The organism is Helicobacter japonicus (assembly GCF_000762845.2).
GTDB classification, from domain to species: Bacteria; Campylobacterota; Campylobacteria; order Campylobacterales; family Helicobacteraceae; genus Helicobacter_C; species Helicobacter_C japonicus.
Genome location: NZ_JRMQ02000005.1, coordinates 90,765 through 117,231 on the forward strand (window position 1 = coordinate 90,765; position 26,467 = coordinate 117,231).

Genomic DNA, 26,467 nt, shown 5'->3' on the forward strand with positions numbered 1-26,467 from the left:
GGGGGGTAAAATACAAATGACTTATTACATCGGCACAGACCACGCCGGATTTAAGCTCAAGGCTTTTGTGATTGCATTTTTACAGGAGAGGGGGTTTAAGGTGGTTGATTTTGCACCACAAAATGAAGAGAGAGTAGATTATCCTGATTATGCAAAAAAAGTATGCGAAGCCATAGATTCGCAATTTTGTCGTGGGATTCTTATTTGTGGAAGTGGAATTGGAATGAGCATTGCTGCTAATCGTTTTAAGCATATTCGTGCTGCGCTTTGCACTGATGCATATATGGCAAAAATGGCACGCGCACATAATGATGCAAATGTGCTTTGTATGGGTGAGCGCATTAGTGGAATAGGTGAGGTAGAGTCAATCCTTGAGGCTTTTATAAGCAGTGATTTTGAGGGTGGCAGACATCTTAAACGCGTAGAAAAGCTTAATAATCTTAGCTAGTTTGAATCTTAAGGAGAAGAGGGAATGCACGCTGTAGGGACTTCAATTACACAATGGTTTTTCTTAACAGGTTTTATTCTTTTTGTATTGTATATGATTGTGCGGACATTTTTTTATCGTTCTGTGGCACAAAAAGAGGAACGCACCTCAGCTTCTATGAAGCTTACACTTAATGAAGCGGAGATTCTCATTCGCAAACATCAATTACAGCTTCAGAGAGCATTGGGAAATATAGATATTCTCACACAAGAAATGAATGCTTTGAAAAATGAAGTAAAAGTGCTTAAGGCACGTAACTCTCAATACAGAATCGAGACTGATAAATATAAAGCGCGCATTAAAGAACTAGAGCAAAAAATCGAGGCATTACTCTAAGCCATAAAGGAGAAAAAGTGAATAAACAACAGATAGCAGATTCTATACGAGCGATATATGATTATCCAAAGCCGGGCATTATATTCCGAGATATTACAACTCTTATAGGCGATGCCAAGATTTTCTATGAAGTGATAGAAATATTCAAGAATCGCTATCAAGGGCAAAAAATTGATTTTGTAGCCGGTATTGAAGCACGAGGTTTTGTTTTCGGCGCAGCACTTAGCTATGCTATGGGCGTAGGTTTTATTCCTATACGCAAAAAAGGCAAGTTACCATATACAACAGTGAGTGAAAAATATAGCCTTGAATATGGCTTTGATGAAGTTGAGATGCATATAGACGCTTTTAGAGGCGTAGAGAATGCAAGAGTGGTGCTTGTCGATGATTTAATCGCTACAGGTGGCACAGCAGAAGCAAGTGTAAAACTCATAAAATCTATGAGCGCACAATGTATTGAAGCTGCATTTGTGATTAATCTTAAAGGTTTAGAAGGTGAAAAAAGGCTTACTCCTTATACACAAGTCTTTAGCATTGTAGAATATGAAGGAAAATAATGGAATCTATACAAAAGGCAATTACATATATAAAACAGAATCCAAAACGTATTTTGATTTGGTGCTTACTGCTTAGCATTATTCTTATACTTTTTATTCTTTATAAACGTTCAGGATTCTCACTTGAAGAATTTATCACACATTTATGGAATCAATATGTAGAAGATTGGGGCTATGTCATTTTATTTTTTTGGGGAATCTTAGAGGGAGAGCTGGGGCTTATTTTTGCTGGACTTGCTACGCACGATGGTAAGATGAATTTATTTATAGCTATTTTTGTTGCTGGACTTGGTGGATTTGTAGGTGATCAAATTTATTTTTATATCGGTAGATTCAATCGTAAAAAGATTCAAGAAGAATTTACTTCTCAACGAAGAAAATTTGCTCTTGCACATTTACTGCTTAAAAAGTATGGTTGGTCTATTATTTTTATTCAACGTTATATGTATGGTATGCGGACTATTATCCCTATGAGTATTGGCACTACGCGTTATAGTGCGCTTAAATTCGCTATTATTAATCTTTTTTCTGCGTGGGTTTGGGCAGCAATTACAATTATATTAACTTGGGTTTTTGGTGAGGAGATTTTTATCGTGCTTGATTGGTTTAAAAATCATCCATATTTGCTTATACCTCTTGCTATTACGATTGGTGGGGGTGTAATGTGGTATTTTCATTCCCAAACAAAAAAGGTTGATAAGAAAATTGCTAAACTTCAAGAAAAACTTGAAGCAAGAGAAAAATAAGCTTAAAAAGGCTAAGGTTAAATTATCTTTATTGAAAGGAGTAATAAATGAAGATTAACATTGTCAAAACAGAGGGTAAAAATGTAAGGTCAAGCGCAAAAGCGGTGCTTATAGCAAAAAGTGCTTTTGAAAAATCTCCATATGCAAAAATATGTAAAGCATTTGGATTTGAGGGAGAGGGTAAATTTTTTATCCAAGAATCACATACACTTTTGCTTTGTTTAAAAGCACTTGATATTGATAGTATAAGAGAAACAGGAGCGAGTATTGCGCGATATTTTAAGGCTTTACCTTATGAGTGTGTAAATGTGATAATTGAAAGTAAGCTTGATGAAAACAGGGCTTATGCGCTTTTTGTAGGTGCATTATGTGGAGAATATGAATGCGTGAGCTACAAGAGTAAAAAGAGCGTGTCAAAGCTAAAAGAGTTGAATCTGCTTGATGCTAAGGGTGAGATAAAAGACACACAGATTTTAAAAAAGGCACAAATCATTGCTGCAAGCGTGAATGAAACGCGCGAACTAGTGAATACAATTCCACAAGTGGCTACACCAAAATATCTCGCTAAACACGCAAAGCAAATAAGCAAAGAGATAGAGAATCTAGAGTGCAAAATCCTTGATGAAGATGACTTAAAGAAGGAAAAAATGGGCGCATTTTTAGCTGTCAATGCTGCTTCAGTAAATCCTCCGCGTCTCATACATTTAAGCTATAAGCCTAAAGGTGCAACAAAGCGTATAGTGCTTGTAGGCAAGGGGCTTACTTATGATTGTGGTGGGCTTTCACTCAAACCTGCTGATTATATGGTAACTATGAAAGCTGATAAAGGCGGAGGTTGTGCGGTTATGGGGATAATTAAAACCATAGCACAGCTTGGAACTAATATTGAGATTCACGCGATTGTGGGCGCAGCAGAAAATATGATAGGTGGCAATGCTTATAAGCCTGATGATGTGCTGTATTCGCGTGAAGGAAAGAGCATTGAGGTAAGAAATACCGATGCAGAGGGGCGTTTGGTCTTGGCTGATTGTTTGAGTTATGCACAAGATTTGAATCCTGATATTCTCATTGATTTTGCAACACTCACAGGAGCGTGCGTAGTAGCTTTAGGTGAATATACAAGTGGTATTATGGGACATAATGATAAGCTTAAGGCGCAATTTGAAAAATATGCGTTGGAGAGTGGCGAGCTTATGGCGACACTTCCTTTTAATCGCCATATCAAAAAACTTATAGAATCTAAAATTGCTGATGTGTGTAATATTTCATCATCACGCTATGGTGGGGCGATAAGTGCAGGGTTATTTTTGAGTGAATTTATTAGAGAAGAATTTAAGCAAAAATGGCTTCATATTGATATTGCGGGACCTGCGTATGTAGAGAAAGAATGGGATATTAATCCAAGTGGTGCAAGTGGTGCAGGTGTGAGAGCAGGAGTAGAATTTATTTTAGCACAAGGAAAAGCATAAATGGGATTATCAATAGGTATTGTAGGTTTGCCAAATGTAGGCAAATCTACAACTTTTAATGCTCTCACAAAGGCACAAAATGCAGAAGCAGCAAACTATCCTTTTTGCACGATTGAGCCAAATAAGGCTGTAGTGTCTGTGCCAGATACACGTTTAAATGAATTAGCAAAAATTGTGAATCCTCAAAAGATTCAGCATTCTGTCGTGGAGTTTGTAGATATTGCTGGGCTTGTGCGGGGTGCGAGTAAGGGCGAGGGGTTAGGCAATCAGTTTTTAGCAAATATTAAAGAATGCAATATGATTTTGCATATTGTGCGCTGCTTTGAAGATTCTAATATTACGCATATTGAGGGTAGAATCGACCCTATTAGCGATATTGAGATTATTGAGCTTGAACTGCTTTTTGCAGATATTGCAAGTCTAAATAAACGCATTGAAAAACTCCAAAAAGAAAGCAAAGCCCAAAAAGGCACAAATGCTCAATTAAGCCTAGCACTTGAACTTTTGACACATTTAGAATCAAATAATCCTGTAAGGAGCTTTGCTAAAAAAGAGAGTGAGGAGTTTATCGCGCTCAATAAAGAGCTAAGGTTTTTAACCAATAAGGAAGTGATTTATGGCGCAAATGTCAGTGAGGAGGGATTAGAATCTGATAATGAATTTGTGAAAAAAGTGCGTGAGTATGCGGCGCAAAATGGTGCAATAGCGATTAAATTGTGTGCAAAGATTGAAGAGGAAATGGTGGATATGAGCGATGATGAGCGTGCAGAGTTTTTGGCAAGTCTTGGAGCAAAGCAGAGTGGATTAACGCAAATTATTAGAGAGGGATTTAATAGACTAGGACTTATAAGCTATTTTACCGCAGGTGTCAAAGAAGTGCGCGCTTGGACAATAAAAAAAGGCGATAGCGCACCAAAGGCTGCAGGTGTGATTCACAAAGACTTTGAAAAGGGATTCATTCGTGCAGAGTGTATTAGTTATGCAGATTTCATTAAATATGGTGGCGAAGCAAAGGCAAAAGAAGCTGGAGCTATGCGTATTGAAGGCAAAGAATATATCGTGCAAGATGGCGATGTGATGCACTTTAGATTCAATGTGTGAATTTCAGTAGGATTAAGGAATCTTGCACAAATTTTACAAGGAGAGGCAATGCGGTATGTTTTTAGGCTTAGTTTTGTCTGTGACTTTAATGTGTGCGAGTGAATTTAGTGTGCCTCAATTTAAAGAAGCGTTTATGAAAAATGCTTTTTTGCAAACAAGCAATGCAGGTTTAGGCGGCACACTTACTTGCGAGATAGGCACAGATAAAAAGCCAAAAACATATCATAATGCAAAAATAGAATCTAAAGCCTTATCTCTTATTACAGATTCTATTATACAAACTCGCACAAGGCATATAAGAGAAGTAGAAAAAATACCTCACATCAAAGAGCTTGCGACATTGGCAAAAGATTCTACACTTGCTAAAGTGTATCTTATGCAGTTGGCAAAAGTGGATTATCATAACCCTTGTTTGACCTGTCTAAGAGTTGCAGAGGAGCAAATAGGCTTTATTTTAAGCTCTATGCCTTCAAAAATAAATGATAGAGAAGTGCGGGGTGTTATAGATTTTACACATTTGCAACCAAACAAGGTATTTTTAGAGTGGCTTGTGAGTTTGGATACTTATGCTTTGAGTGGCGAAACATTGCTGTGTGAGGGATTGAGTAAGCAAGATTCTCTCTTATTTATGAGTGCTTATGCGCATTTTGCACTCTCTGGGCTAAATACTCGCGCGCTCAATGCTCTTATGCAGTCAGCACTTTGGGGCAATACAGACGCGGCAACTCTCATACTCTTTTTACTTGATAATGGTATTTATCTTCCTACTAATAAAATAGCGGTACAAATGCTTGAAAATGCCATCAAAGCAGGGGATTATCAAAACGCTATGAAGAGTAATCCTATGATTACAGGAAGCCTTGCAGTGATTGAGGGTAATGCTTTGAGTAATGTTTTTGAGAGTATCGCTCATTGGCGTTATGAAGCTTATGGTTTTATTTTGTCGGCAAATAGTAGCGAATATGCGAGGCTTGATAATGAGGATAAAAGCAATATAGCACTTACTTGGTTTAATCTTGTGAGTGCGAGTGCGATGGCAAAGCAGAGTATTTATGAAATGGGGGATTCTAAACAGCAGCAAGTATATAAGGATATTTTAGCATTCAAAATGCGTTTAAAAGAGATAAAGGCTTATCCATTTGTGAAAACTTATCATCAAAGATAAACAAATTGGTGAAATGTTATCCATTGGGCTTTTTTATTTTGCGCTATATGCATTGCGAACAAGAATTTATAAAGACTTTGAGTTTGGTAATTACTCGTGGATTTTTGGAGCAAAAATGCAAATTGGTAGCTTTATTAATGGCATTAAAATACCTCTTTACTCCCTATGATTGTAAGGAAACTTATGCTAATGATTAAAAACTTTAATTTAAGAAGTGCTAAGTGGCACTCTTACATCAAATTAAAATACTTTTTATATGTGCGCTTTAATTTGACTAAGATTCTCTTATGAAGTGGTAATGTGTTAAATATGATATGAAAATTTGCTTTATCAAGATTACTATTTTGTTTTATAGTTTTTGGGTGAGTGAGAGGGAAACATAGCTCATAAGAGGGCATAGATACAAATTTAGAATCTCCTGTGGTATGTGCGGCATCGACACGATTAAACCCAATATTTGAAATCATATTATTTTTAGGATATATGCATAAGCCATTGTGTTTCCAAATATTATAAGTCCAAGGATAATCCCAAGTGTCTATTTTGCCTTGAGCGTAGGTTTTGAATATATGATACCAGTAGTGTTTTTCTTTTGTGGAACAAAAATTATGGAGTGTTTTTATTTCATTTTCATTAAATTCTAGTTGATATTTGCTCCACGCTCTTGCCCAAGAAGCCCAACCCCAAATGTGATTATATTTTGAAAAATAATAGTCTTCTTGCAAACGCGCTTTGGGGGAGAGTGTTTCTACTGAAGTGTTTTGGGCAAAGTCTAGCGCACTCCAACCACTTATCATAAAGACATTGTGTTGCATTTTGTATTTTTCTAATAATTCATCACAGAATCTAAAGAAGCTAAGTGTAGGCAAACAATCATCTTCCAAAATAATACCTTGTTCTTCATTTTCAAAAAACCAAGAAATCGCAGAGCTTACAGCTTTTTTGCAACCAAGATTAGAGTCTAAAAAGCGCGTTTTGACTTCACAAGGAAAGTCAAAATGAGATATGCTATCTATGAGAAAATTTCTTACAGAATGCACTTGTTCTTTTTCACTGATACCATTAGGATATATTTTATTTTCTCTTGCGCCGTCATTTGCAAGATAGATTTTACTTGGGCGGACAGATTCTATAATCTGTAACACTCGCTTTAGTGTATCAAGGCGATTAAAGCTTAGCAATAAAATAGGATTAGCACAAGCATAGGGTGTATCTAACTTTTGATACATTATGCCCCCTTTTCATAATAAGGAGGTGTATCAAGGGCTAGAATATTATTTACTACCCCCCCCCCGCTTAAATAGCTTACTTTTTGGCTAAGAGAATGTGTGATTCTGCGGAGTTTCTTATAAATTCGTAATGGAAGAGGTTTTTTAAGAGAAAGTTCAAATGCCTTAATGCGTTCTAAGGCAAGTGGAGATTCTATAATCTCTTGTGGAAAAGTAATTGGAAATTTTGTATTGATATGTGAGGTATTGAATACTTCTCCCTCTTGCCCACAATGCACACCGCTTCCATCAAAACCAATTTGTTTGATATATGAGGTGCTAGGGCATAGATTCAGGGCATTATGCTTGTAGCCAATGAGGTAGTTAAAAATTGCCCAAGTTTTAATTTTGCCTTGAGCATTTGCAAGGAGGTGGTCGTAATAGTGTGCCACTCCATCAATATTGATATAATCAATATCACTCTGTGAGAAATTTTCTAATGCCCAAGTGATGTCGCGCTTATAATATTGCCATCTACTTGCCCAAGTCGCCCAACCCCAACAATGAGGCAAACGCCAAAAATAGCAATCTCCCAAGCCACTTGTATCTATGGGATAACTCCACGCCGCAATACTCCATACTTTTGGCTCATTTTCATATCTTTGTAATGCTGCATTCATATAGTCCAAAAATACAGGTGATACGATAATATCATCTTCTAATATGATAGCCTTTTCGTGTTTATTTATGACAAAACTCACGCCATCGATAATAGAATCTGCGAGTCCTAAATTATATTCGCGCTCAATAAAGGTAATACTTTTAAAAAGAGGCTTTTGTGTATTGTTTGTAATAAAATCTTGAATATAGTTTTTTGTTTGTGTATGGGATTGTAAAATATCTTTTGAAGCGTTTGGCTTTGGTGCGTCTTGATAGATATATAAATCACTTTTTAACGCAAGCGGATTTGCACTTAATGCTTGGATAGTTTGAATTGTATGTTTGGGGCGATTATAGGTAAAAAGGATAATGGGTGCATAAGTTTTTAGCATTTTGCCTCCCTAGAGACAAAATACACAAACCAAATAGGAATTAAATTAATAAATGGAGAGCAAAATGCAATAAAGTAAGTTTGGGTAGAGTGTTTGAGGGTAGCTAAACCAAAAAGTCTTAGTTTATCCCCCCCCCCATTGCACCTATTGAGCAAGTCTAAACTAAAAGATATTTTGTAAAGTGTAGTTTTATTGTGAAATATCATTTTATATCCGTGATAATTAAAATACTATATTGTAATGAAGTGAAACTAATATGTAGCTTATATATGGTAGAATGGGCTATTTGTGTTGAGTTTAATATAAAAAAGATAAAAATTATATATTAATGCTAGGATAATTTCCTGGCATTAATATATGAATCTAGCTCTAATCTTTGAGCTTATTATGATTTGGATAGACAAAGTTTGTCTTGCGCTCTACAAAGACTCGTTCTTTCTCATCGACTGCAAAAGCGTGAATGATAATATCATAGTGTCCTTCTGGCAATATTTCATTTGTGCGGAGTGTTACAACTATCTTTTTCTTTTCTTTTGCCTTTACTTTAAATGGCTCTTTTGGTCTTAGAATCTTGAGATATTTAGCTGTATCACCGCCATTTGCATCAAGAATTTCAAAATATATTTCGTGTGGCTTTGAATCTGTGTTGTTGAATACCATTGTGTAGGTATTATCCACGACACGATGCGCACGAGTTTCATATAACTCCGCATCACGAGCAATATCAAGAAGCATAGTTTCTTTGGTGGTGCTGACAAAAAGGAGCATTGTAAATACAAGAGCTAGAATAATGACATAACCAATTGTCTTGAATCGCACAAAACGCACTTTTCCGTCATTATCAAGTGATGCAGAGGATTTCCACATTACAAGTGAAGGTCTGCCAAGTTTGCCCATTACATCACTACACGCATCAGCACATTCAAGGCAGTTAATACATTCAAGCTGCATACCTTTTCTAATATCAATATGTGTAGGACAAACTCTTACACAAGCATTGCAATTTGTGCATTCATTATTCGGGTCTTGTTTTTTTGGAGCGACATCAAATTTCATACCTTTTGTGTCATACACTGCACCCCCACGTTTGTAATCATAAAGCACCATTACCGTGTCATTATCGTAAAGCACACTTTGCACACGGCAATAAGGACACATATAAATACAGAAATTTTCTTGAATAAAAGTAATATCAAGGATAAAAAATAGACCAAATCCAAGCCAGAATCCAAGCAATATTCGGTGATTAAGTGGATCGCTTATATAAGCAAAAAAATCACTTGGTGGCGTAAAGAAAAACATAAGGTTTGCAGAAGCCACAAGGCAAAGCACAGAAATGATTAAAAATGCACAAACCGCTTTAACCTTTGCATTAAAGGTGCTTAAATCCATTTTTTCTTGTTTGTTACTGATTCTCTTGCGTAAGCCAAAAATTTTTGTTTGTAATAAATCTCTATAAAGAATGCGAAAAATCGTTTGCGGACAAGCCCAGCCACACCAGATTCTTCCTGCGAGCGTTGTCATAAAGAAGATTCCCACAAACATAAGAATGAGCAAAAATGGCATAAGATAAAATTCTTGTATGTCAAAGATAGTGCCAAGTAAATGAAGCTGTTTGTGATCAAAAGAGAGTAAAAAAAGTTGATTACCATTAATTTTTATAAAAGGAAAAGAAAGTAAAAACAAGGTTGCGATACCATAAATGATATAGCGTTTATTGCGATAATGTGCTATACTAGGTATTTCTGTATGAGATGTGTTCGCCTGCATTTTTTCTCCTTAAAAGAGTGATTGTTGTTTGAGCTTCAAGGATAACTCACAAAAATTTTATAATTTTTTGGCTTAAATTTGATATAAATCGCTTAATAATTTATATTTAATGTAATGCGCTACAATCATTATTTGTTTTCATTTTTTAAGGATTCAAAAATATGTTACAAACGATTAATCTCTCAATGCGCTATGCAACAAAAAAACTTTTTGAAAATGTCAATATCAAGCTTGATGCGCACAAACGATATGGGCTTATAGGTGCAAATGGTGCAGGAAAATCAACTTTTCTTAAAATCTTAAGCGGCGAATATGAGGCAAGCAGTGGAGAAGTTATTATTGAAAAAGGCTTGAAAATGGGTGTATTGGGGCAAGACCAATATGCTTTTGAAGAACTAAGTTTAAAAGATGCTGTGCTTATTGGCAATACACGACTTTATGAGGCGGTAAAACGCAAAGAATACCTTTATGAAAATGGTGATTTAAGTGATGATAAAGTCAATGAAGAACTTGGTGAGCTTGAGATAATTTGTGCTGAAGAAGACCCGATGTATGAATATGAGGTGCAAATAGAGAAGATTTTGGAGGATTTAGGGTTTGAGAGCACTTTACACAATGAGCTAATGAAAACGCTTACAGGAGGGGATAAATTTAAGATTCTCTTAGCACAAGTGCTTTTTCCAAAGCCCGATATTTTACTCCTTGATGAACCTACAAACAATCTTGATTTGCATTCCATTGCGTGGCTAGAGGAGAATCTTAAGCGACACGATGGCACATTGGTAGTTATTAGCCACGATAGACACTTTTTAAATAGCGTTTGCACTCATATTTTAGATATGGATTTTGGCTCTGTGCGTGAGTTTAGCGGGAATTATGATGATTGGTATATCGCAAGCACTCTTATTGCCAAGCAACAAGAAATGGAGCGTAATAAAAAACTTAAAGAAAAAGAAGAATTAGAATCTTTTATTGCACGATTTTCTGCAAATGCGAGCAAGGCAAAACAAGCCACAAGCCGACAAAAACAGCTTGAAAAGCTCGATATTCAGGCTCTGGCAGTAAGTTCAAGGCGCGACCCAAGCATTGTTTTTAAACCAAATCGTCAAATTGGTAATGAGGCTCTAGAATGTGAGAATATTTCAAAAAGCTATGGGGATTTATGTGTGCTAAAAAATGTGAATCTTAAGATTTTGCCCGGTGATAAAATTGCCATTATTGGTGCAAATGGTGTAGGTAAAAGCACTCTTTGCAAGATTCTCGTTGAGGAGATTGCACCAGATAGTGGTGTAATTAAATGGGGTGCAACCACACAAAGAGGCTATTTCCCACAAAATGTGAGTGAGGAGATAAAAGGTGAGGAGAGCTTGTATGAATGGCTTAGGGGCTTTGATAAGAAAAAAGAAAGTGGTGAGATACGCAATGCACTTGGGCGAATGCTTTTTAGTGGAGAAGAGCAAGAAAAGCCTATAAACGCTTTAAGTGGTGGAGAGAAACACAGAATGGTGCTTAGCAAACTTATGCTTGAGGGAGGGAATTTTTTAGTGCTTGATGAGCCAACAAATCACTTAGATTTAGAATCTATTATTGCACTTGGTGAGGCACTTTATAAGTTTAGTGGGAATATCATTTGTGTAAGCCACGATAGAGAACTTATTGATGCATATGCAAATAGAATTATAGAGATTGTGGCAGATTCTAATGGGGCAAAAATCATTGATTTTCGTGGTAGTTATGAGGAGTATATAGAAAGGGGAGGCAAATAATGTTTCATATAGTTTTTAGTGCCGATGAGAATTATATAAAATACCTTAGTGTGCTTCTTACAAGTATTATTAAATATACTGATAGAAGTAAAACTTTTGAAAATTATGTATCTGGGGGGGGGGGGATTTAGCTCAAAAGCTTCAGAATAAAAAATGTGATAAAAGTGAGGGTTATGTCTTTCATATTTTAAGTGATGCGCTCTCTCAAGAAACTCAAAATAAACTCCAACTTCTTCAAAATGAACTCTCCCTTATTTATCCTTGTGAAATTTGCATACATTGTGTTGATGAAAGTATGTTTATTGGTATGTGCAAATGGGGATTTGAAAAGCAAAAAAACTATTCTACTTATTATCGACTTACACTTTCGCATATTATTCCACAAGATATAGAAAAATGTCTCTATCTTGATGTAGATATGCTTGTATTATGTGATTTAAGAGAACTCTTTGCAATAGATTTAGGAGGGTGCATTGCTGGTGTGAATGAAGCAGGTATCCCAAATGATTTACGCCCTGAAAGTTTGATTTTAGAATCTATAAAGGAGCAAAATGTTGATAGTGGATTTGATATAGGTAAAAAACATATACCTTATTATTTTTGTGCAGGACTTATGCTTTTAAATATGCCCCTTTATCGTGTAAATAATATAGAATCTCAATGTTTAGAATTTCTAAAAACTTACAAGCCCTTATATTTAGACCAAGATGCACTGAATGTTGTCCTTAATGGAAGAACTAAGATTTTGCCTCCAGAATATGGTTTAGCTCTGCATTATCTTTGCGGGATTAGCAATACTCAATCGATACAAGAGTATGTTAATACCTATATGCAAATCCTCCCTTATACTAAAATCGCACATTATAATGCGTGTGCAAAGCCTTGGCGCACTCCAGCTCAAAATATCAAATCCCATAAAAAGCTTGTTATTTTTCACCCATATTATAAGCAATGGTGGGATATTGCTCTACAAACTCCTGTTTTTAATACAGAACTTAAGAAAATCAAAATAACACATTACAACCCCTTTTCTTTTTGCCTAGCCTTAATTATTTTTATTCTAAAATTTACAGAAAAATATTATATTAGACCATTTGCGAAGAAGATTAAGACTATTATGCATTCTAAAAAGTCATAGGAATTAAAAATGTGTAAAATGGCGAAAATACAGGATTAAATCTTAGATTTTTGCAATATATCTTTCCCATACGCCTTTATGAAAAATGTAACCAAAGATAAAAGCACGTAAGAATGTCTCGCAACAAATAATAGCAAATATATATATCACATCAATTTGATAGCGCACACATAACCACATTGGCAAGATTCTAAAAATCCAAATACTTCCTGTATTAATCCAAAGTGAGAGTTTTGTCGCTCCTGCACCTCTCAATGCTCCATCAAGCACAAAAATCCAAATAAGTGGCACTTGTGAAAGCCCCACTGCGACAAGATAAGCAAAAGAATATGAAATCACTGCAGATTCGGTAGTGAAAATCGCAGAAAGTTCTTTACCTAAAACACATAATCCTATGCCAAGTATGCCCATAATAATTGAGGAAACAAGGAGGGTAGTGCGGACAAAAGATTGAGCTAAGTCTATGCGTTTAGCCCCTAGCATTTGCCCAACAAGCGACATTGCTGCCACTTGAAAACCAAAGCCGGGCATAAAGATGAAGCTCTCTACTCTTGAGCCAATTTGAAATCCTGCAATCACTTCTAAGCCATAATCTGTCATAAATTTTGTGATAAGCACAAGTGAAAAAATCGTTAAGGCGCGTTCAATACCGGAGGGAATACCTATGCGTAACCCAGAGATGAGATTTTGCCATCTCAATACAAAAGCTATTTTAAGATGTCTATGTAGCCCACAGAGAATCCCAAAGAGTACAAAAGATTCAAAATAAGCGACAATAACATTTGCTATTCCAGCACCCTTAATGCCAAGTGGAGGGATACTAAGCAAATTACTACCAAAAATAAGTATATAGTTGAGTAGGATATTTAAAAGAGTGCTCATAATTTTAATAAAAAATACACTTTTTGTATCACCTGTGGCAGCTAAAGAGGAGATAAAAATTGTTTTTACGAACAACGCGGGAATACTATAAAAAATGAGGCTCAAAAAAAGCATTCCAAGCGTTTTTGTCTCTTCTCCCACATCCATCCAATCAAAATATAATTCATTAAGCACACAGGCAAGGAGATAAATTGGTATTGAGACAAGTAAAGCACCTATGCTCATTGTGCTTAAGATAAGATTCATCTTGGGATAGTTTCTTTCCCCAAAGGCACGTGAAATTTGTGCATTTGTGCCAACATAAAAAATTGTTGTGAGAGCAAAAAGGAACATCCAGCAGTTCATACCAAGTCCTAGGGCGACAATATTATGTTTTGTGATTTCAGGATTTGTAGAAATATGCGCGATAAAATACATTCCCACAGCAATATTAGCAATATCGAGAAAAGAATTTCCTCCAGAGGGAAGCGCAATACGCAAAATTTTATGCATTCTTTGATTAAAATTATAAGTCATCATTGATACTTTAGTGATATTTTGCAATAAATTGCACGATATGCGGATAAATCGCTCTTCTATGAGAATCTTCGTCTTTAGATTCATAAATATGATGGTAGAGTATGTGAAAGCCTTTTTTATTACTAAAAACCTCTTCTAGCTCACCAAAATACAAAGCTCTATCATCTTTTGGTTTATGGGAATCAATATGTATAAAAGTCTCAAAAAGTAGGAGTGCTTGAGGTTTGAGTGCTTTTATTATCGCAGGAAAAAGTCGTCTATCAAGAAAAAAGCTATCAAGAACAATATCATAATGACAAGTTTTTAAGTTAAAGCTGTCTAAATCTGCCAAAATAGGCGTGATATGAGGTATATTTGCAAGATGTTCTAATGCCACAGAAGAAATATCAATGCCATCAACATCAAAGCCTAGTTGTGCGAGAAATTTTGCATTGCGTCCATTACCACAGGCAATATCAAGAGCAATGGGTCGTGTATGATGAGAATCTTGTGTGTGAGAATGTGCTGTTAAAGATTTACTTTGTTGTGAATCTCGTTTAGGAGAGTGCGATTGTGTATTTAAGAGAGAGGGAAAGCATTGTTTAATATAGGGAGAGGCAAGCTCTAAAAATGCACTTGGTTCAAATGGCATAAAACCATTTTTATAACGCTCATTCCATTTAAGCGCATCTTCTTGCATATTTTGCCTTAATTAACGCACGATAATGCTTGAGAGTTTTTTGCCGCCTAGAATGTGTAAATGCAAATGAGGCACTTCTTGTCCGCCATCACTACCAATATTTGTGATGATTCTATATCCACTTTTGTCTATACCTACGCTTTTTGCGACTTCTTGTGCAAATACACATAACTCACCTAAAAGTTCTCCTGAAGCACAAGAAAAATCTTTTACACATTTTTTTGGAATCGCTAGAATATGCACTGGTGCTTGAGGGGCAATATCATAAAAAGCAAGAAATTTTTCATTTTCAGCTACTTTTTTACAAGGAATTTCTCCTGCAACAATTTTTTCAAAAATCGTTTTCTCTACCATTTACACTCCTTTAAAGTGTGAATTCTAAAAACATCTTAAGTTTTTAAACTATTCTAAAGCCTTTATTATAGCAATAAAGGACAATAAAAACTTTAAATATGCTACAATATCGCTTTTATTTTATATTTTAACGAAGGATAGGCATTGAAAGCACAAATGCAAGAGATTTTACAGAAATTAGAGCAGGTGGAGAATCTGCAGGATTTAGAAGCATTGCGTGTAGAAACCATAGGGAGAAAAGGTTTTTTAACACAGCAATTTGCAACACTTAAAGCTTTACAGGGAGAGGCAAAAAAGGCTTTTGCTGCAGAATTAAATACTTATAAGGAATCTTTTGAATCTCTCCTTGCAAACAAAAAAAATACGATTCTTGTTTCTCAAATGAAAGAGCAGCTTGTTAAAGATTGTGTTGATGCGAGTTTGTTTAGCACATTGCGTCCAAAAAGTCAGGGACATCCTATTTATCAGACAATGGATAGAATTATTGAATTTTTTGTAAGTATGAATTTTTCTTTGCAGACAGGACCGCTTATAGAAGATGATTTTCATAATTTTGAAGCACTCAACCTCCCCATTTATCACCCAGCACGTGATATGCAAGACACTTTTTATTTTAAAGATTCTATGCTTTTACGCACTCATACTTCACCTGTGCAAATCCGCACAATGCAAGAGAATACATTTCCTATTCGTATGATTGCCCCGGGTAGTGTGTTTAGAAGAGACTATGATTTGACGCATTCTCCTATGTTTCACCAAATTGAAGGACTTGTTGTAGATTCTAAAGAAAAGGTAAATTTCGCGCATTTAAAATATATTTTAGAGGATTTTTTGCATTATATGTTTGGTGATGTGCGAGTCCGATTCCGCTCTAGTTTTTTTCCTTTTACAGAGCCTAGTGCTGAAGTAGATATAAGTTGTGTGTTTTGTAAAGGTGAGGGTTGTAGAGTATGTTCGCATACAGGGTGGCTTGAGGTGCTAGGTTGTGGCATTGTGAATCAAAAGGTATTTGATGCAGTAGGTTATGAAGATGTGAGCGGATATGCCTTTGGACTTGGTGTGGAGCGATTTGCTATGCTTATTCATCGTGTAAATGATCTGCGTAGCTTTTTTGAGACAGATTTACGAGTATTGGAGCAGTTTTAATGATTTTTACAAAACATTTATTATCACAATTTGTTGATATTTCACATATACAATTTGATAAGCTTTGCACACTTTTAAGCAATATTGGATTAGAAGTAGAATCTGCTTATGAGATAAGGATTCCGCAAAAGGTTGTTGTTGGTAAAGTGCGCTCTTGTAATGCACACCCAGATGCAGATAAATTAAGTGTGTGTTGTGTTGATATAGGAAGTGAGGAGCTTCAAATTGTTTGTGGTGCGCCAAATGTAAAGGCAGAGCAATATGTAGCTGTCGCACTTGTGGGTGCAGTGATACCGCATACAAAAAATGGTGAGCTTGTCATTCAAAAAGCTACTTTGCGAGGTGTAGAGAGCTGTGGTATGCTTTGTTCAAGCACAGAGTTAGGGTTACCAAAAATAAATAATGGTATTATGGTGCTTGATAACACGGCAGGGGAGTTGATACTTGGTAAAGAAGTAGGAGAGTTAGCACTTTTTGATGATTATGTAATAGAAGTTAATATCACGCCTAATCGCGGGGATTGTTTGAGTGTGTTAGGAATTGCACGTGAAATTGCAGCCTATTATAATCTGCGCCTAAAGACTGAAATAGATATGGATAATGTTGTTACTTTAGGGCTTGGAAGAGTGTTGCGTATTTTGACAAATGAGAAAATTGACGCATATTTGCTTTATCGTGTAGTAGAAATAAAACAAGCATATTTACCCCTTGATATTGCTCTTGCTCTAGCGCGTAATGGCACTTTGGTTGATGATATTGTGTGTAATTTTTTAGAATATACCACTTATATGACAGGCGTTATTGTAAATGCTTATAAAATGCAAGATTGTATTGATAAGGAAAATGCTTTAGATGATTCCCCGGTAGCACAACTAAGTATCAAAAAAGATGAAAATGGTTTAGAGGCAGTTTTTGCTCACGAGAAACTTTCTATTCTTGGCACGACTTATGGAGATAGGCATTTTGGCACACGTTCAGAAGTCTTAATCTTAGAGGCAAGTTATGTGAATCCTATTCATATTGCTAAAAAACTTTATGAGGATAAAATCAAAGGTGATGCGTCTCTTACTTATCGTAGCACGAGAGGAAGTAATCCATATTTAGAACAAGGTATTGACTTTTTGTGTAAAAAGCTTATGTGCGCCTCTAATGTGCTTGTATATTCTGGCTCACATAGTATCATACAGCATACCGATGAGATGATGATTCGAACAACCTTTAGTGCAATTAATAAAATTATTGGTATTGAACTAAAGAGAGAGGAAATTGCAAGTATTTTAAAATCGCTTTCTTTTAGACTTGAAGTAACTGGTGATGAAAACTTTTTTATGATTGTTGTGCCTTCTTATCGCCACGATATACAAAGTATTCAAGATGTAGCTGAAGAAGTATTAAGAATCTATGGCATTGATAATCTTATGCCTGCACCTTTACCTCATTTGCAAGCTTGTAATATTTCTCAAGCATATTTTACTTATAGAAATACACGCAATCTCGCTCATAATTTTATTGCCAATGCTTTTAATGAATGTATCCACTATGTGTTTGCTTATTCACAATCTTTAGAGAATCTTGGCTTTACACAAATTGATGAAAATCTTGCTTTGCTTAATCCTATCACACAAGAGCTTGATACTTTACGCACAAGCTTACTTCCTGCACTTTTAGATTCTGTAAAACGCAATGAAAATCTTGGATTTAAAAGTATTGCACTTTTTGAAATAGGTAGCGTTTATAACATAAAGCGTGAGGAGAAAAACAAGCTAGCTTTTGTGGTAAGCGGTTTAAGCAAAGATGAATGCTATCCTCATACAAAAGCTACAACTTGGGATTTTTTCTCCTTTGCTCTTGTGTGTCAAAAATGTATAGGAGAGATAAGTTTAAAAAATATACGTGATGTAGAAGATTCACAGACACTTTTAGCAGAATTTGGGTTAAGAGACGATAGAATCTTGCACCCTTATCAAAGTGCTTTTGTATATCAAGATGATAAACCTATTGGTATTATCGCAAAATTGCATCCACAAATTACCACGCAGTTAGATATAAGCGAAACTTTTATATGTGAGATTAATCTTTGCTTGAATAATATGGCTTTGACACAGGCTAAGGATTTTTCAAAATATCAGAAATCTACACGTGATTTAACAATTCTTATTGATAAGCAGATTCCATTTTATCGTGTGCGTGAGGCTATTACACAGGCTCAAATTGACTTTGTGCAAAACGTTTATCCACTTGATGTGTATTATAATGAGAGCTTAGGTGAGCAAATGGCATTAAGCATTCGTCTTGTTTTGCAATCTTATGAAGACACCTTGCAAGAATCACAATTAAATAATGCTACACACGCTGTGCTTAAGATATTGCAAGATTCATTTCAGGCGACTTTACGTGCCTAAGCTTATTTTAAAAATAAAAGGATAATGTATGCAGCAAGTTTCACCTCATATTACAAAAGAAGACATACCTTTGCTTCAGAAAATGTCGCACACACTTGGGTTTTTGTGCGCAGATATGGTGCAAAAGGCAAATAGCGGACACCCTGGCGCACCTATGGGGCTTGCAGATATTGCTAGTGTGCTTAGTTTTCATCTCCACCTTGCCCCTCATAATCCAACTTGGCTCAATCGTGATAGATTAGTTTTTAGCGGGGGACACGCAAGTGCGCTTGTTTATGCGCTGTTACATTTATGGGGGTTTGATGTGAGTAAGGCAGATTTGCAGTCTTTTAGGAAGATTCACTCTAAAACACCAGGACACCCAGAATACGGACATACTCAAGGTGTTGAAATTACTACAGGTCCGTTGGGACAAGGTATAGCAAATGCAGTAGGTATGGCTATGGCGAGTAAATATGCACAGAATCTCTTTGGTAAAGAAATTATCTCACATTATGTGTATTGTTTATGTGGTGATGGGGATTTGCAAGAGGGTATTAGCTATGAAGCTGCTTCTTTGGCAGGACATCATCAATTATCAAATCTTATTGTAATTTATGATAGTAATACAATTACAATTGAGGGAAATACAAACATTTCTATGAGTGAGGATATTGCTAAACGTTTTGAATCGCAAGGTTTTGAGGTGTTTTCTTGTGATGGGCATAGTTTTTTAGAAATTGATAATGCAATTTCTTGTGCCAAAAGTTCTCCTAAGCCTAGTATTATTATTGCAAAGACAAAAATTGCAAAAAATGCTCTAAGTTTGGAAGGTAGTCATAAGGCACACGGCGCACCTTTGGGTGAGGAGATTATTTTTCAAGCCAAAGCAAAACTTGGTTTAGAGCCAAGTGCTTTTCATATACCCGAAGATGTAGCTTTTGCCTTTGGAGTTATGAAAGAGCGGGGTGAGCTGAGTGTAGTGCAATGGCAGAAACAATATGAGAATCTCCCGCAGATTACAAAAGAGCGACTTGATAAAATGATAGCTAAAGATGTCTCACATATTGTATATCCGCAGTTTGAAGTGGGAGAAAGTATGGCGACAAGGGTAAGTAATGGCAAGATTCTAAATGCTATTTCACAGGCTATGGAGGGTTTTATTGGTGGAAGTGCAGATTTAGCACCATCAAATAACACACATTTAGAGAATGAGGGTGATTTCCCACAGGGTAAAAATTGGCATTTTGGTATTAGAGAACACGCAATGGGTGCAATTACTAATGGTGTAGCAAATTACGGCTTATTCTTGCCTTTCTGCGCAACTTTTTTTGTTTTTAGTGATTATATGAGTCCTAGTGTGCGTGTAGCAAGTTTGATGAAAGCAAGAGTATATTACATTTGGACGCACGATAGTATAGGTGTGGGTGAAGATGGTGCGACACATCAGCCTATCGAGCAGCTAAGTCATTTTAGGGCAATGCCAAACCTACTTGTTTTTCGCCCTGCTGATGCGAATGAAAATGTTGCGTGTTGGCAAGTGGGGTTAGATTCTAAAATGCCTTGTGCCTTTGTGCTAAGTCGGCAGAATCTCCCTGTGCTCGAATCTTATACACCACAACTTAAGGAGCAGGTGCAAAAAGGCGGATATGTGATTTTGTCGCAAGATAATCCTCATATTACACTTATGGCAAGCGGAAGTGAAGTAAGTCTCGCACTTAAGGCAGCTCAATCTTTAGAACAAGTAGGGATAAAGACACAAGTAGTAAGTGTGCCTTGTTTTGATTTGCTTTTGGAACAAGATAAAAGTTATAAGGCAAGTTTATGCAAAGGTAAAGTGCTTGCAATAGAGGCTTCAAGAGGCTTAGAGTGGCATATTTTTGCAGATGATGTAATTGGTATGTCAGGCTTTGGTGCTTCAGGTAAAGGTGATGCGCTTTTTGAACATTTTGGTTTTAGTGTGGCACATATTGTTGAAGTAGCGCAGGAGTTAGTCAAGGCAGATTCTTAAAAAAAACTAAAAATGAAACAAACACTCAAAGTTTATAGCTCTCATCGTTCTTTAATTCAGCATTTAGATGAAGGAATTTTGCTTGAACCTCATATGATGATGAGCGAGTTTTTTAGTCAAATTGTAATAATTAAGGACTATAGAGCTTTACCACAAGCAATGCGTTTGCCCATATCTATGCAGATTCTTAAAAGTTGTGCAGAACAACTTCAAAGAGTGAATTTTATCTTTGAAGAGAGTTTTCTAGCCTTCTTAGAATCTTCGCAATTTTTATTTGGATTTTTTGATGAGCTTTCTCAAGCACAAGTGTGTATAGAGGAGATTCCGCTCCTTGATACTTATGGGGATTATGAAGACCACTTATATGTGCTTGAATGGATTCAAAAACATTACAAAGCATATTTAGAGCAATCGAAATATTATGATGGTCTGATTTTACCTCCCAATGCACATTTAGAAATCAATGAGACTTTTATTTCTCATTTTGAATCTATTGATATGTATGTTGAGGGTATTATAAGCAAGGCTCATCTTGCTTTACTTTCTCAAGTGGCTTGTTTTACGACACTTCGGGTGCATTTTTGTTATGATGACTATAATGCGAGTTTGCCTTTTTTACCAAAAGAAATTTTAGAGCAATGCACAACCTTTAATCGATATAGTTTTGATTTTAAAACAGCACAAATGCTTACTCAAACTCCCATAAGTTTCAAGGCACAAGTGCGTTCCTATAGTTTCGCCCTCCGTATATCCCAAGTTGCACTTGTATTTTATATGCTTGATGAGTGGTTGAAAAATGGTGTAAAAGAGGAGGATATTGTCATTATCGTGCCAGATGAGCAATTTACTCAATATCTTTTACTCTTTGACAAAATGCATAATTTAAATTTTGCTATGGGGAGGGATATAACGCATTCCCTTGTGTATCAAGAATTGCAAGAAATGCTTAATGTTTATAGGGGGGATAGTATGAATTCACCTTATGAGCGTATCTGTGAAGAGATACAAAATCGCCTTGAAATTTATACGGATAGAGAGAGTCAAAGAGTGCGAGAATATGTGAGTGAGATTCTGTTTATATGGGAGAGTATTGGTTTTGGGCATTGTAAATTTGTGGAAATTTTGGAGCTTTTGCTTGAAGGGTTAAAAGAATATAGCATTGATGATGTTACAGGTGGAAAAATACGCGTAATGGGTGTTTTAGAATCTCGAGGCTTTATGTGTAAAAAAGTGATAATTGTAGATTTTAATGAAGGTGTAATACCAAGTGTGGCTCAAAGTGATTTATTTTTAAATTCACATTTGCGTGAAAGTCTAAAAATGCCGACAATCAAAGATAAAGAGAATCTGCAAAAGCATTATTATTCTACTCTTTTTAGCACAGCTGATGAGATAGTGCTCTCTTATGTAGAAAATGATGATAAACATAAAAGTCTCTTGCTTGAGGAGTTGAGTGCGTATATAAAAGCACCTATACAGGAGCATAATGGTGATAAGTGTTTTACACTTTTAGCAGAGGGTGAGAAGCTAGAATATCAAGAAGATGAGATGAGGGGTAAGATTTCACTAGAATTAAGTCCGAGCAAACTTAAAGTGCTACTAGAATGTCCGAGAAAATATTTTTACCAATATGTGGAATATTTAAGTGATATGGGGCAAGATAGGGCATTTATGGGCAATGTTTTACACGAATGTTTAGAATCTGTATATTGTGAATATGTGGGGCAAAAAATATGTTTTGATATACAAAAGATAAGTCGCCAAGCGGTTTTATGGCTTAATGCTTACAAAAATACACAAAAGAATTTATCTGCTTTGCAAAAGGCTGATATAAGGCTTCTTGAATATGAAATTGAGCAATTTTTGTATTCTTATGAGGGCAAAAGTGAAGTGGAGATTCTTTGCCTTGAAAAAGAAATGCAAACGCAATATGAAGGTTTTAGATTCAAAGTGCGCCCTGATAGAATACAAAAGAATGGTGAGTGTATTGAAATCATTGACTATAAATATCGCAAAAATTTTAAGCTGCAAACAAATGTGTCAAAAATGACAGATTTTGCACTTTTACTTTATAAAAATGCTTTTAAGCAAAATTATCCCCAATATGCTTCTTTGCCTGTGAAAATGTATTATTGGAATATAAAAGATAATACAGAAATAGAAGAAGAGTTTGTAGCAGAAAAAGAAAAGGCTCTTGTAGAACATCTTACAACTTTGCAGGGCGAGATATGTTTTAGCAAAACAGAGACAAGAAGTAATTGCCATTATTGCCCTTTTACGCAGTTATGTGATAGATAGCTTAAGAATCTATAAACTTCTTATCTTTAAGATTTGGGCTAATCTCTTTAAAATAGAGATTACTTTGAGATTTGGGTATAGTTTTTGTCGTAGGGAGTGCAAGAACCTCATAATGTTTGCTATAATCAAGATATTTTAATGTAATTTTATCGCCCACACGCACTTCTTTGCTTGGTTTAGCTATGATATTATTAATGCTTACTACACCATTTTCACACATATCTTGGGCAATAGAGCGTCTTTTGAGGATATTTACACTACTTAAATATTTATCAATACGCATTAACGAATCCTTTTAATTTTATGTTGATTAATTTTGTATATTTTTGAGCCTTGATTCTCATAAATACCTCTCTTATCGCGCACAATCACATCGCATATTTCTTCTGCCCATTGCTGATTAAAGCTACATCGTGTGAGATTTGCCGAAGTAGAATAAAGAGCAGTAAAAGGAGCAAAAAATTGCAAATGGTATTTATCCTTAATCACCCTCAATGCTTTTTGATTAGGATAAATAAAAGTGCAGAGTTTAGATTTTCGGACACGATTTTTATGTGCAGCAGGTATTCTAGTGTGAATTTTAAGAATATGAAGTGAAGAGATTTGCATAAGTATATTTTGATATTTTGGACGATTTTTTACACTATTTAGAATCTGTGGATTTTCACTAAGCAATCCCGCAGTTGTATCACATTGGGCAAGATAGATAAGAGGTTGGTATTGTGCGGTATTTTGTGTGCGTCTCATAGAGATACTTATTGTGTGATATTTGTTTGGGATTCATTTGTTTGGGTGGCAGTCTCTGTAGTTTTACTCATAGGTGTGAGATAATTTTCTTCAAGCAAGATATCTACAATGCGTCTAAAAATTGGTGCAGCAGTGCGTGCGCCATAATAATCATCTTTTATATCAGATTCAAAAGCTACAACACCAATCGTATAGGCATTGTTTTCGTCTTGAGCAAAACCAAAAAATGAACCATTATACTTACTATCATATTTACCATTAAGAGCGATTCTGGCTGTGCCTGTTTTACCACCTGTAATAATACCCTCTATTTGAGCTACTTTAATGACTTTTTGAACGACCTGAATAAGTGTATTATATACTTGTTGTGTTGTCTCTGGAGAAAGAATAGCAATTGGCTCAAGTCGTTTTGGAATATACTTTTCCCCACTTGGAGAAGTTACATATTCGCTCACACGAGGTGTTACTAAATAACCACCATTGCTAAAAATTGCATAAGAGCGCAAAAGTTGCATAAAAGTTGCTCTCATTCCATAGCCATAGCTTACACTTGCGCGATATACCTCATTATTAAATGTCTTTGGGCTTGGCACTAAGCCTGTTTTTTCATAGGGCAAATCAATCCCACTTAACTCCCCGAATCCAAAAGCGTGAAGCGCAATGTGATATTCATTAGGTTTTAAATCTTTTGAAATTTTTACCATACCTATGTTGCTAGAGCGCACAATAATATCCTCAATACTTGCGCTTTTGAGCGGGTGTGTATCACGTATAGTGTAACTTTTAAGTTTATAGTAGCCATTATCAAGATCAATAATATCATTTGGATTTATCATACCCTTTTGGAGTAAAATAGCATAAATAATAGGCTTAATCGTGCTACCGGGTTCATAAGAATATTCAATGGCATTAAGATTAAGATTTGGATAATCTTTTTGTTGAATGTTCTTTGGGTCAAAACGATTTGAAGTTGCTAGGGCTAGAATCTTACCTGTTTTAGAATCCATTATACCCGCAATAATTTCGCGCACTTTATAACGTTTTTTTGCTTCATCAAGCTCAAGTTCAATTTTTCGTTGCAAACTCAATGGTATGCTTAAAGTAACATCAAAACCATCTTGGCGACTTTGTATTGTGGCTGTTTTATTAGCGATAATATTAAATCCTATGTCGCGTTTGCCTGTGATACTCCCATCTTGTTTTGGAGAAAGTATGTCATTATAGTATTTTTCTACACCTTTGACACCATCAACACGAGTAATATTTTGACTCTCTACTTTGCGTGTATAGCCTATAAGTGGTTCGAGTATATTTTTATACACATAGTTTCTATTATTGCCGCTTACTTCGATGCTAAGTCCCATTTTTTGTATAACTCGTCCTTTTTTATCTTCATATTCACGAAATACATCATAACGGATAAGAATAAGATTGAGATTCTTTAAATTTGTTGCTACAGCAGAATTAAGCGTATAAGAAAGCACAACATAACCCTTTTGAGATAATTTTTTACTTATCTGCTCTTTGGGAATACCACTATATATAGAAAAAAGCGTAATAAATAACTCTTTTTTATCTGGGTCAATGCTTTGGGTATTCACACTTGCTTTATAAAGTTTATCGCTATATGCAATTTCAAAACCATCACTTGTATAGAGACTGCCTCGCACAGAAGTATCAATTTTGGTAGCATTATGTGTGGGAAGTTTGCGTGGGGTTATCATTTTGATATAAATGATACTAAGAAAAATAATAAAACATAGAAGTATGAGGAAAAAAACAGAGATAACAACCCCTGTCTTTTTTGCATAATATGCCACGCAAACCCTTAAATTTGAGTTCTTAAAATCTCTTTATAAGCATTAATTGCTTTATTTCTTACTTCAAGCATTACTTTCATACTATTTTCAGCACGATTAATTGCAATTGCTGCTTGATGTAAATCTTTCACTTGTCCGCTTGCTATATCAGCAAGAGCTTTTTCTGAAATCTGTTGTTCTGTATTGACATCTTGGATAGAGTTCTTAAGAGCATTGACAAAGTCAAGTCCATTTTGTTTTTCTTTGTTGTTTTGTATATTTTGATTATCTATGTCAATAGGCTGAATATTGTTTGTAATTACACCAAATTGGTTAGCCATTTATTTCTCCTATGCTTGGAACATTGTAATTGCGTTACTTGCCATATTTTTTGCACTTTGAAACGCTGCAACATTTGCTTGATATGCTCGTGTTGCTTCTATTAAATCGGCCATTTCGACAACAGGATTAACATTAGGATAAGCGACATAGCCTTCAGAGTTTGCATCTGGGTGGCTTGGGTCATACTTCATCAATGGTTCCCTATCATCTCGTGCAATTTTATGAATATAAACGCTCATTATAGCAGGTTTTGGTTCTTTTCCCAAATCACCCTCGTGTAATGGGTCTTCATATCGTAATTGTTGGTTATTTTTTCCCAATTTTTCATTTAAGACTTTATTAAAATCGAAAGCACGAAACACAACTTCTCTTCTACGATATGGACCACCTTCATCAGTGCGTGTGGTGTTTGCATTTACTATATTTGATGAAATTGTGTTAATACGCACCCTTTGGGCTGAAAGTCCATAGCCACTAATATCAAAACTTGAGAGAAACATATTTACTCCTTAAC

General features: G+C 35.6%; 26 protein-coding genes. 14 read left to right on the top strand and 12 right to left on the bottom strand.

The window, feature by feature from the left end; all coding sequences use genetic code 11:
• Positions 1-16: 16 nt before the first annotated feature.
• The 7 genes from rpiB to LS65_RS05135 are packed head-to-tail and all read left to right on the top strand — an operon-like array spanning position 17 to position 5,861.
• Entirely contained in the window at positions 17-448 is a 432-nt protein-coding gene (gene rpiB / locus LS65_RS05105; protein ID WP_201274335.1) for a ribose 5-phosphate isomerase B, read from the top strand.
• A 24-nt stretch (positions 449-472) separates the two neighbouring features.
• Positions 473-823 carry a membrane protein gene (locus LS65_RS05110; RefSeq protein ID WP_034361001.1) on the top strand — a complete coding sequence of 117 codons (351 nt, stop codon included), beginning with the start codon at positions 473-475 and terminating at the stop codon, positions 821-823.
• Between the two features lie 17 nt (positions 824-840).
• Positions 841-1,380, top strand: coding sequence for an adenine phosphoribosyltransferase (locus tag LS65_RS05115; protein ID WP_094777055.1), 540 nt, complete (start codon positions 841-843; stop codon positions 1,378-1,380).
• Complete coding sequence (locus LS65_RS05120; RefSeq protein WP_034360996.1) at positions 1,380-2,126, top strand: DedA family protein; 747 nt, start codon at positions 1,380-1,382, stop codon at positions 2,124-2,126. The genes LS65_RS05115 and LS65_RS05120 overlap by 1 nt, the downstream gene beginning before the upstream one ends.
• Before the next feature lie 47 nt (positions 2,127-2,173).
• Positions 2,174-3,595, top strand: coding sequence for a leucyl aminopeptidase (locus tag LS65_RS05125; protein WP_034360994.1), 1,422 nt, complete (start codon positions 2,174-2,176; stop codon positions 3,593-3,595).
• Complete coding sequence (ychF, locus tag LS65_RS05130; protein ID WP_034360992.1) at positions 3,596-4,696, top strand: redox-regulated ATPase YchF; 1,101 nt, start codon at positions 3,596-3,598, stop codon at positions 4,694-4,696. It abuts the gene before it with no gap.
• A 55-nt stretch (positions 4,697-4,751) separates the two neighbouring features.
• Entirely contained in the window at positions 4,752-5,861 is a 1,110-nt protein-coding gene (locus tag LS65_RS05135; protein ID WP_034360990.1) for a hypothetical protein, read from the top strand.
• Positions 5,862-6,091: 230 nt separating this feature from the next.
• On the opposite strand, the gene LS65_RS05140 is transcribed toward LS65_RS05135, so the two are convergent.
• The 4 genes from LS65_RS05140 to ccoG form a co-directional block, all read right to left on the bottom strand.
• Positions 6,092-7,090: a hypothetical protein gene (locus tag LS65_RS05140; protein WP_034360986.1), complete on the bottom strand. Its 999-nt coding sequence runs from the start codon at positions 7,088-7,090 to the stop codon at positions 6,092-6,094.
• Complete coding sequence (locus LS65_RS05145) at positions 7,090-8,121, bottom strand: glycosyltransferase family protein (RefSeq protein WP_052061007.1); 1,032 nt, start codon at positions 8,119-8,121, stop codon at positions 7,090-7,092. The genes LS65_RS05140 and LS65_RS05145 overlap by 1 nt, the downstream gene beginning before the upstream one ends.
• The gene (locus LS65_RS05150) at positions 8,115-8,327 is read right to left on the bottom strand and encodes a hypothetical protein (RefSeq protein ID WP_034360984.1); all 213 of its coding nucleotides are present in this window, start codon (positions 8,325-8,327) and stop codon (positions 8,115-8,117) included. The genes LS65_RS05145 and LS65_RS05150 overlap by 7 nt, the downstream gene beginning before the upstream one ends.
• A gap of 163 nt (positions 8,328-8,490) precedes the next feature.
• Positions 8,491-9,891, bottom strand: a complete 1,401-nt coding sequence (ccoG, locus tag LS65_RS05155; protein WP_034360983.1) for a cytochrome c oxidase accessory protein CcoG — start codon at positions 9,889-9,891, stop codon at positions 8,491-8,493.
• A gap of 161 nt (positions 9,892-10,052) precedes the next feature.
• Between ccoG and LS65_RS05160 the strand changes: the two genes are divergently transcribed.
• From LS65_RS05160 to LS65_RS05165, 3 genes are read left to right on the top strand one after another with little or no spacing between them, the layout of a single operon-like run.
• Positions 10,053-11,657 carry an ABC-F family ATP-binding cassette domain-containing protein gene (locus LS65_RS05160; protein WP_034360981.1) on the top strand — a complete coding sequence of 535 codons (1,605 nt, stop codon included), beginning with the start codon at positions 10,053-10,055 and terminating at the stop codon, positions 11,655-11,657.
• Positions 11,657-11,788: a hypothetical protein gene (locus LS65_RS10365; protein WP_268903703.1), complete on the top strand. Its 132-nt coding sequence runs from the start codon at positions 11,657-11,659 to the stop codon at positions 11,786-11,788. The genes LS65_RS05160 and LS65_RS10365 overlap by 1 nt, the downstream gene beginning before the upstream one ends.
• Positions 11,767-12,795 (top strand): glycosyltransferase family 8 protein, encoded by a 1,029-nt coding sequence (locus tag LS65_RS05165; protein ID WP_138129780.1) that lies wholly within the window; start codon positions 11,767-11,769, stop codon positions 12,793-12,795. Before LS65_RS10365 ends, LS65_RS05165 begins: the two co-directional genes overlap by 22 nt.
• 42 nt (positions 12,796-12,837) lie before the next feature.
• Here the strand turns inward: LS65_RS05165 and LS65_RS05170 are convergent, their stop codons facing one another.
• From LS65_RS05170 to LS65_RS05180, 3 genes are read right to left on the bottom strand one after another with little or no spacing between them, the layout of a single operon-like run.
• Positions 12,838-14,280, bottom strand: a complete 1,443-nt coding sequence (locus tag LS65_RS05170; protein ID WP_236096641.1) for an MATE family efflux transporter — start codon at positions 14,278-14,280, stop codon at positions 12,838-12,840.
• Positions 14,204-14,875, bottom strand: coding sequence for a class I SAM-dependent methyltransferase (locus LS65_RS05175; protein ID WP_052060998.1), 672 nt, complete (start codon positions 14,873-14,875; stop codon positions 14,204-14,206). Before LS65_RS05175 ends, LS65_RS05170 begins: the two co-directional genes overlap by 77 nt.
• A 12-nt stretch (positions 14,876-14,887) precedes the next feature.
• Complete coding sequence (locus LS65_RS05180) at positions 14,888-15,229, bottom strand: histidine triad nucleotide-binding protein (protein WP_034360852.1); 342 nt, start codon at positions 15,227-15,229, stop codon at positions 14,888-14,890.
• 156 nt (positions 15,230-15,385) lie between these two features.
• On the opposite strand from LS65_RS05180, the gene pheS reads away from it, so the two are divergent.
• Genes pheS through LS65_RS05200 form a run of 4 tightly spaced genes read left to right on the top strand, consistent with a single transcriptional unit; the run spans position 15,386 to position 23,065 of the window.
• Positions 15,386-16,375, top strand: coding sequence for a phenylalanine--tRNA ligase subunit alpha (pheS, locus tag LS65_RS05185; protein ID WP_034361845.1), 990 nt, complete (start codon positions 15,386-15,388; stop codon positions 16,373-16,375).
• On the top strand, positions 16,375-18,777 hold the full coding sequence (gene pheT / locus LS65_RS05190) for a phenylalanine--tRNA ligase subunit beta (protein WP_034360854.1): 2,403 nt from the start codon (positions 16,375-16,377) through the stop codon (positions 18,775-18,777). The genes pheS and pheT overlap by 1 nt, the downstream gene beginning before the upstream one ends.
• A gap of 28 nt (positions 18,778-18,805) precedes the next feature.
• Positions 18,806-20,767, top strand: a complete 1,962-nt coding sequence (tkt, locus tag LS65_RS05195) for a transketolase (protein ID WP_034360856.1) — start codon at positions 18,806-18,808, stop codon at positions 20,765-20,767.
• Positions 20,768-20,779: 12 nt separating this feature from the next.
• Positions 20,780-23,065: a PD-(D/E)XK nuclease family protein gene (locus LS65_RS05200; protein ID WP_034360857.1), complete on the top strand. Its 2,286-nt coding sequence runs from the start codon at positions 20,780-20,782 to the stop codon at positions 23,063-23,065.
• A 1-nt stretch (position 23,066) separates the two neighbouring features.
• On the opposite strand, the gene LS65_RS05205 is transcribed toward LS65_RS05200, so the two are convergent.
• Genes LS65_RS05205 through flgC form a run of 5 tightly spaced genes read right to left on the bottom strand, consistent with a single transcriptional unit; the run spans position 23,067 to position 26,453 of the window.
• Positions 23,067-23,348, bottom strand: a complete 282-nt coding sequence (locus LS65_RS05205; RefSeq protein ID WP_034360859.1) for an RNA-binding S4 domain-containing protein — start codon at positions 23,346-23,348, stop codon at positions 23,067-23,069.
• On the bottom strand, positions 23,348-23,812 hold the full coding sequence (locus LS65_RS05210) for a hypothetical protein (protein WP_052060999.1): 465 nt from the start codon (positions 23,810-23,812) through the stop codon (positions 23,348-23,350). Before LS65_RS05210 ends, LS65_RS05205 begins: the two co-directional genes overlap by 1 nt.
• Before the next feature lie 8 nt (positions 23,813-23,820).
• Positions 23,821-25,632, bottom strand: coding sequence for a peptidoglycan D,D-transpeptidase FtsI family protein (locus tag LS65_RS05215; protein ID WP_052061000.1), 1,812 nt, complete (start codon positions 25,630-25,632; stop codon positions 23,821-23,823).
• Between the two features lie 8 nt (positions 25,633-25,640).
• The gene (gene fliE, locus LS65_RS05220) at positions 25,641-25,952 is read right to left on the bottom strand and encodes a flagellar hook-basal body complex protein FliE (RefSeq protein ID WP_034360861.1); all 312 of its coding nucleotides are present in this window, start codon (positions 25,950-25,952) and stop codon (positions 25,641-25,643) included.
• 9 nt (positions 25,953-25,961) lie between these two features.
• On the bottom strand, positions 25,962-26,453 hold the full coding sequence (flgC, locus tag LS65_RS05225; RefSeq protein ID WP_034360862.1) for a flagellar basal body rod protein FlgC: 492 nt from the start codon (positions 26,451-26,453) through the stop codon (positions 25,962-25,964).
• Between the last annotated feature and the right edge of the window lie 14 nt (positions 26,454-26,467).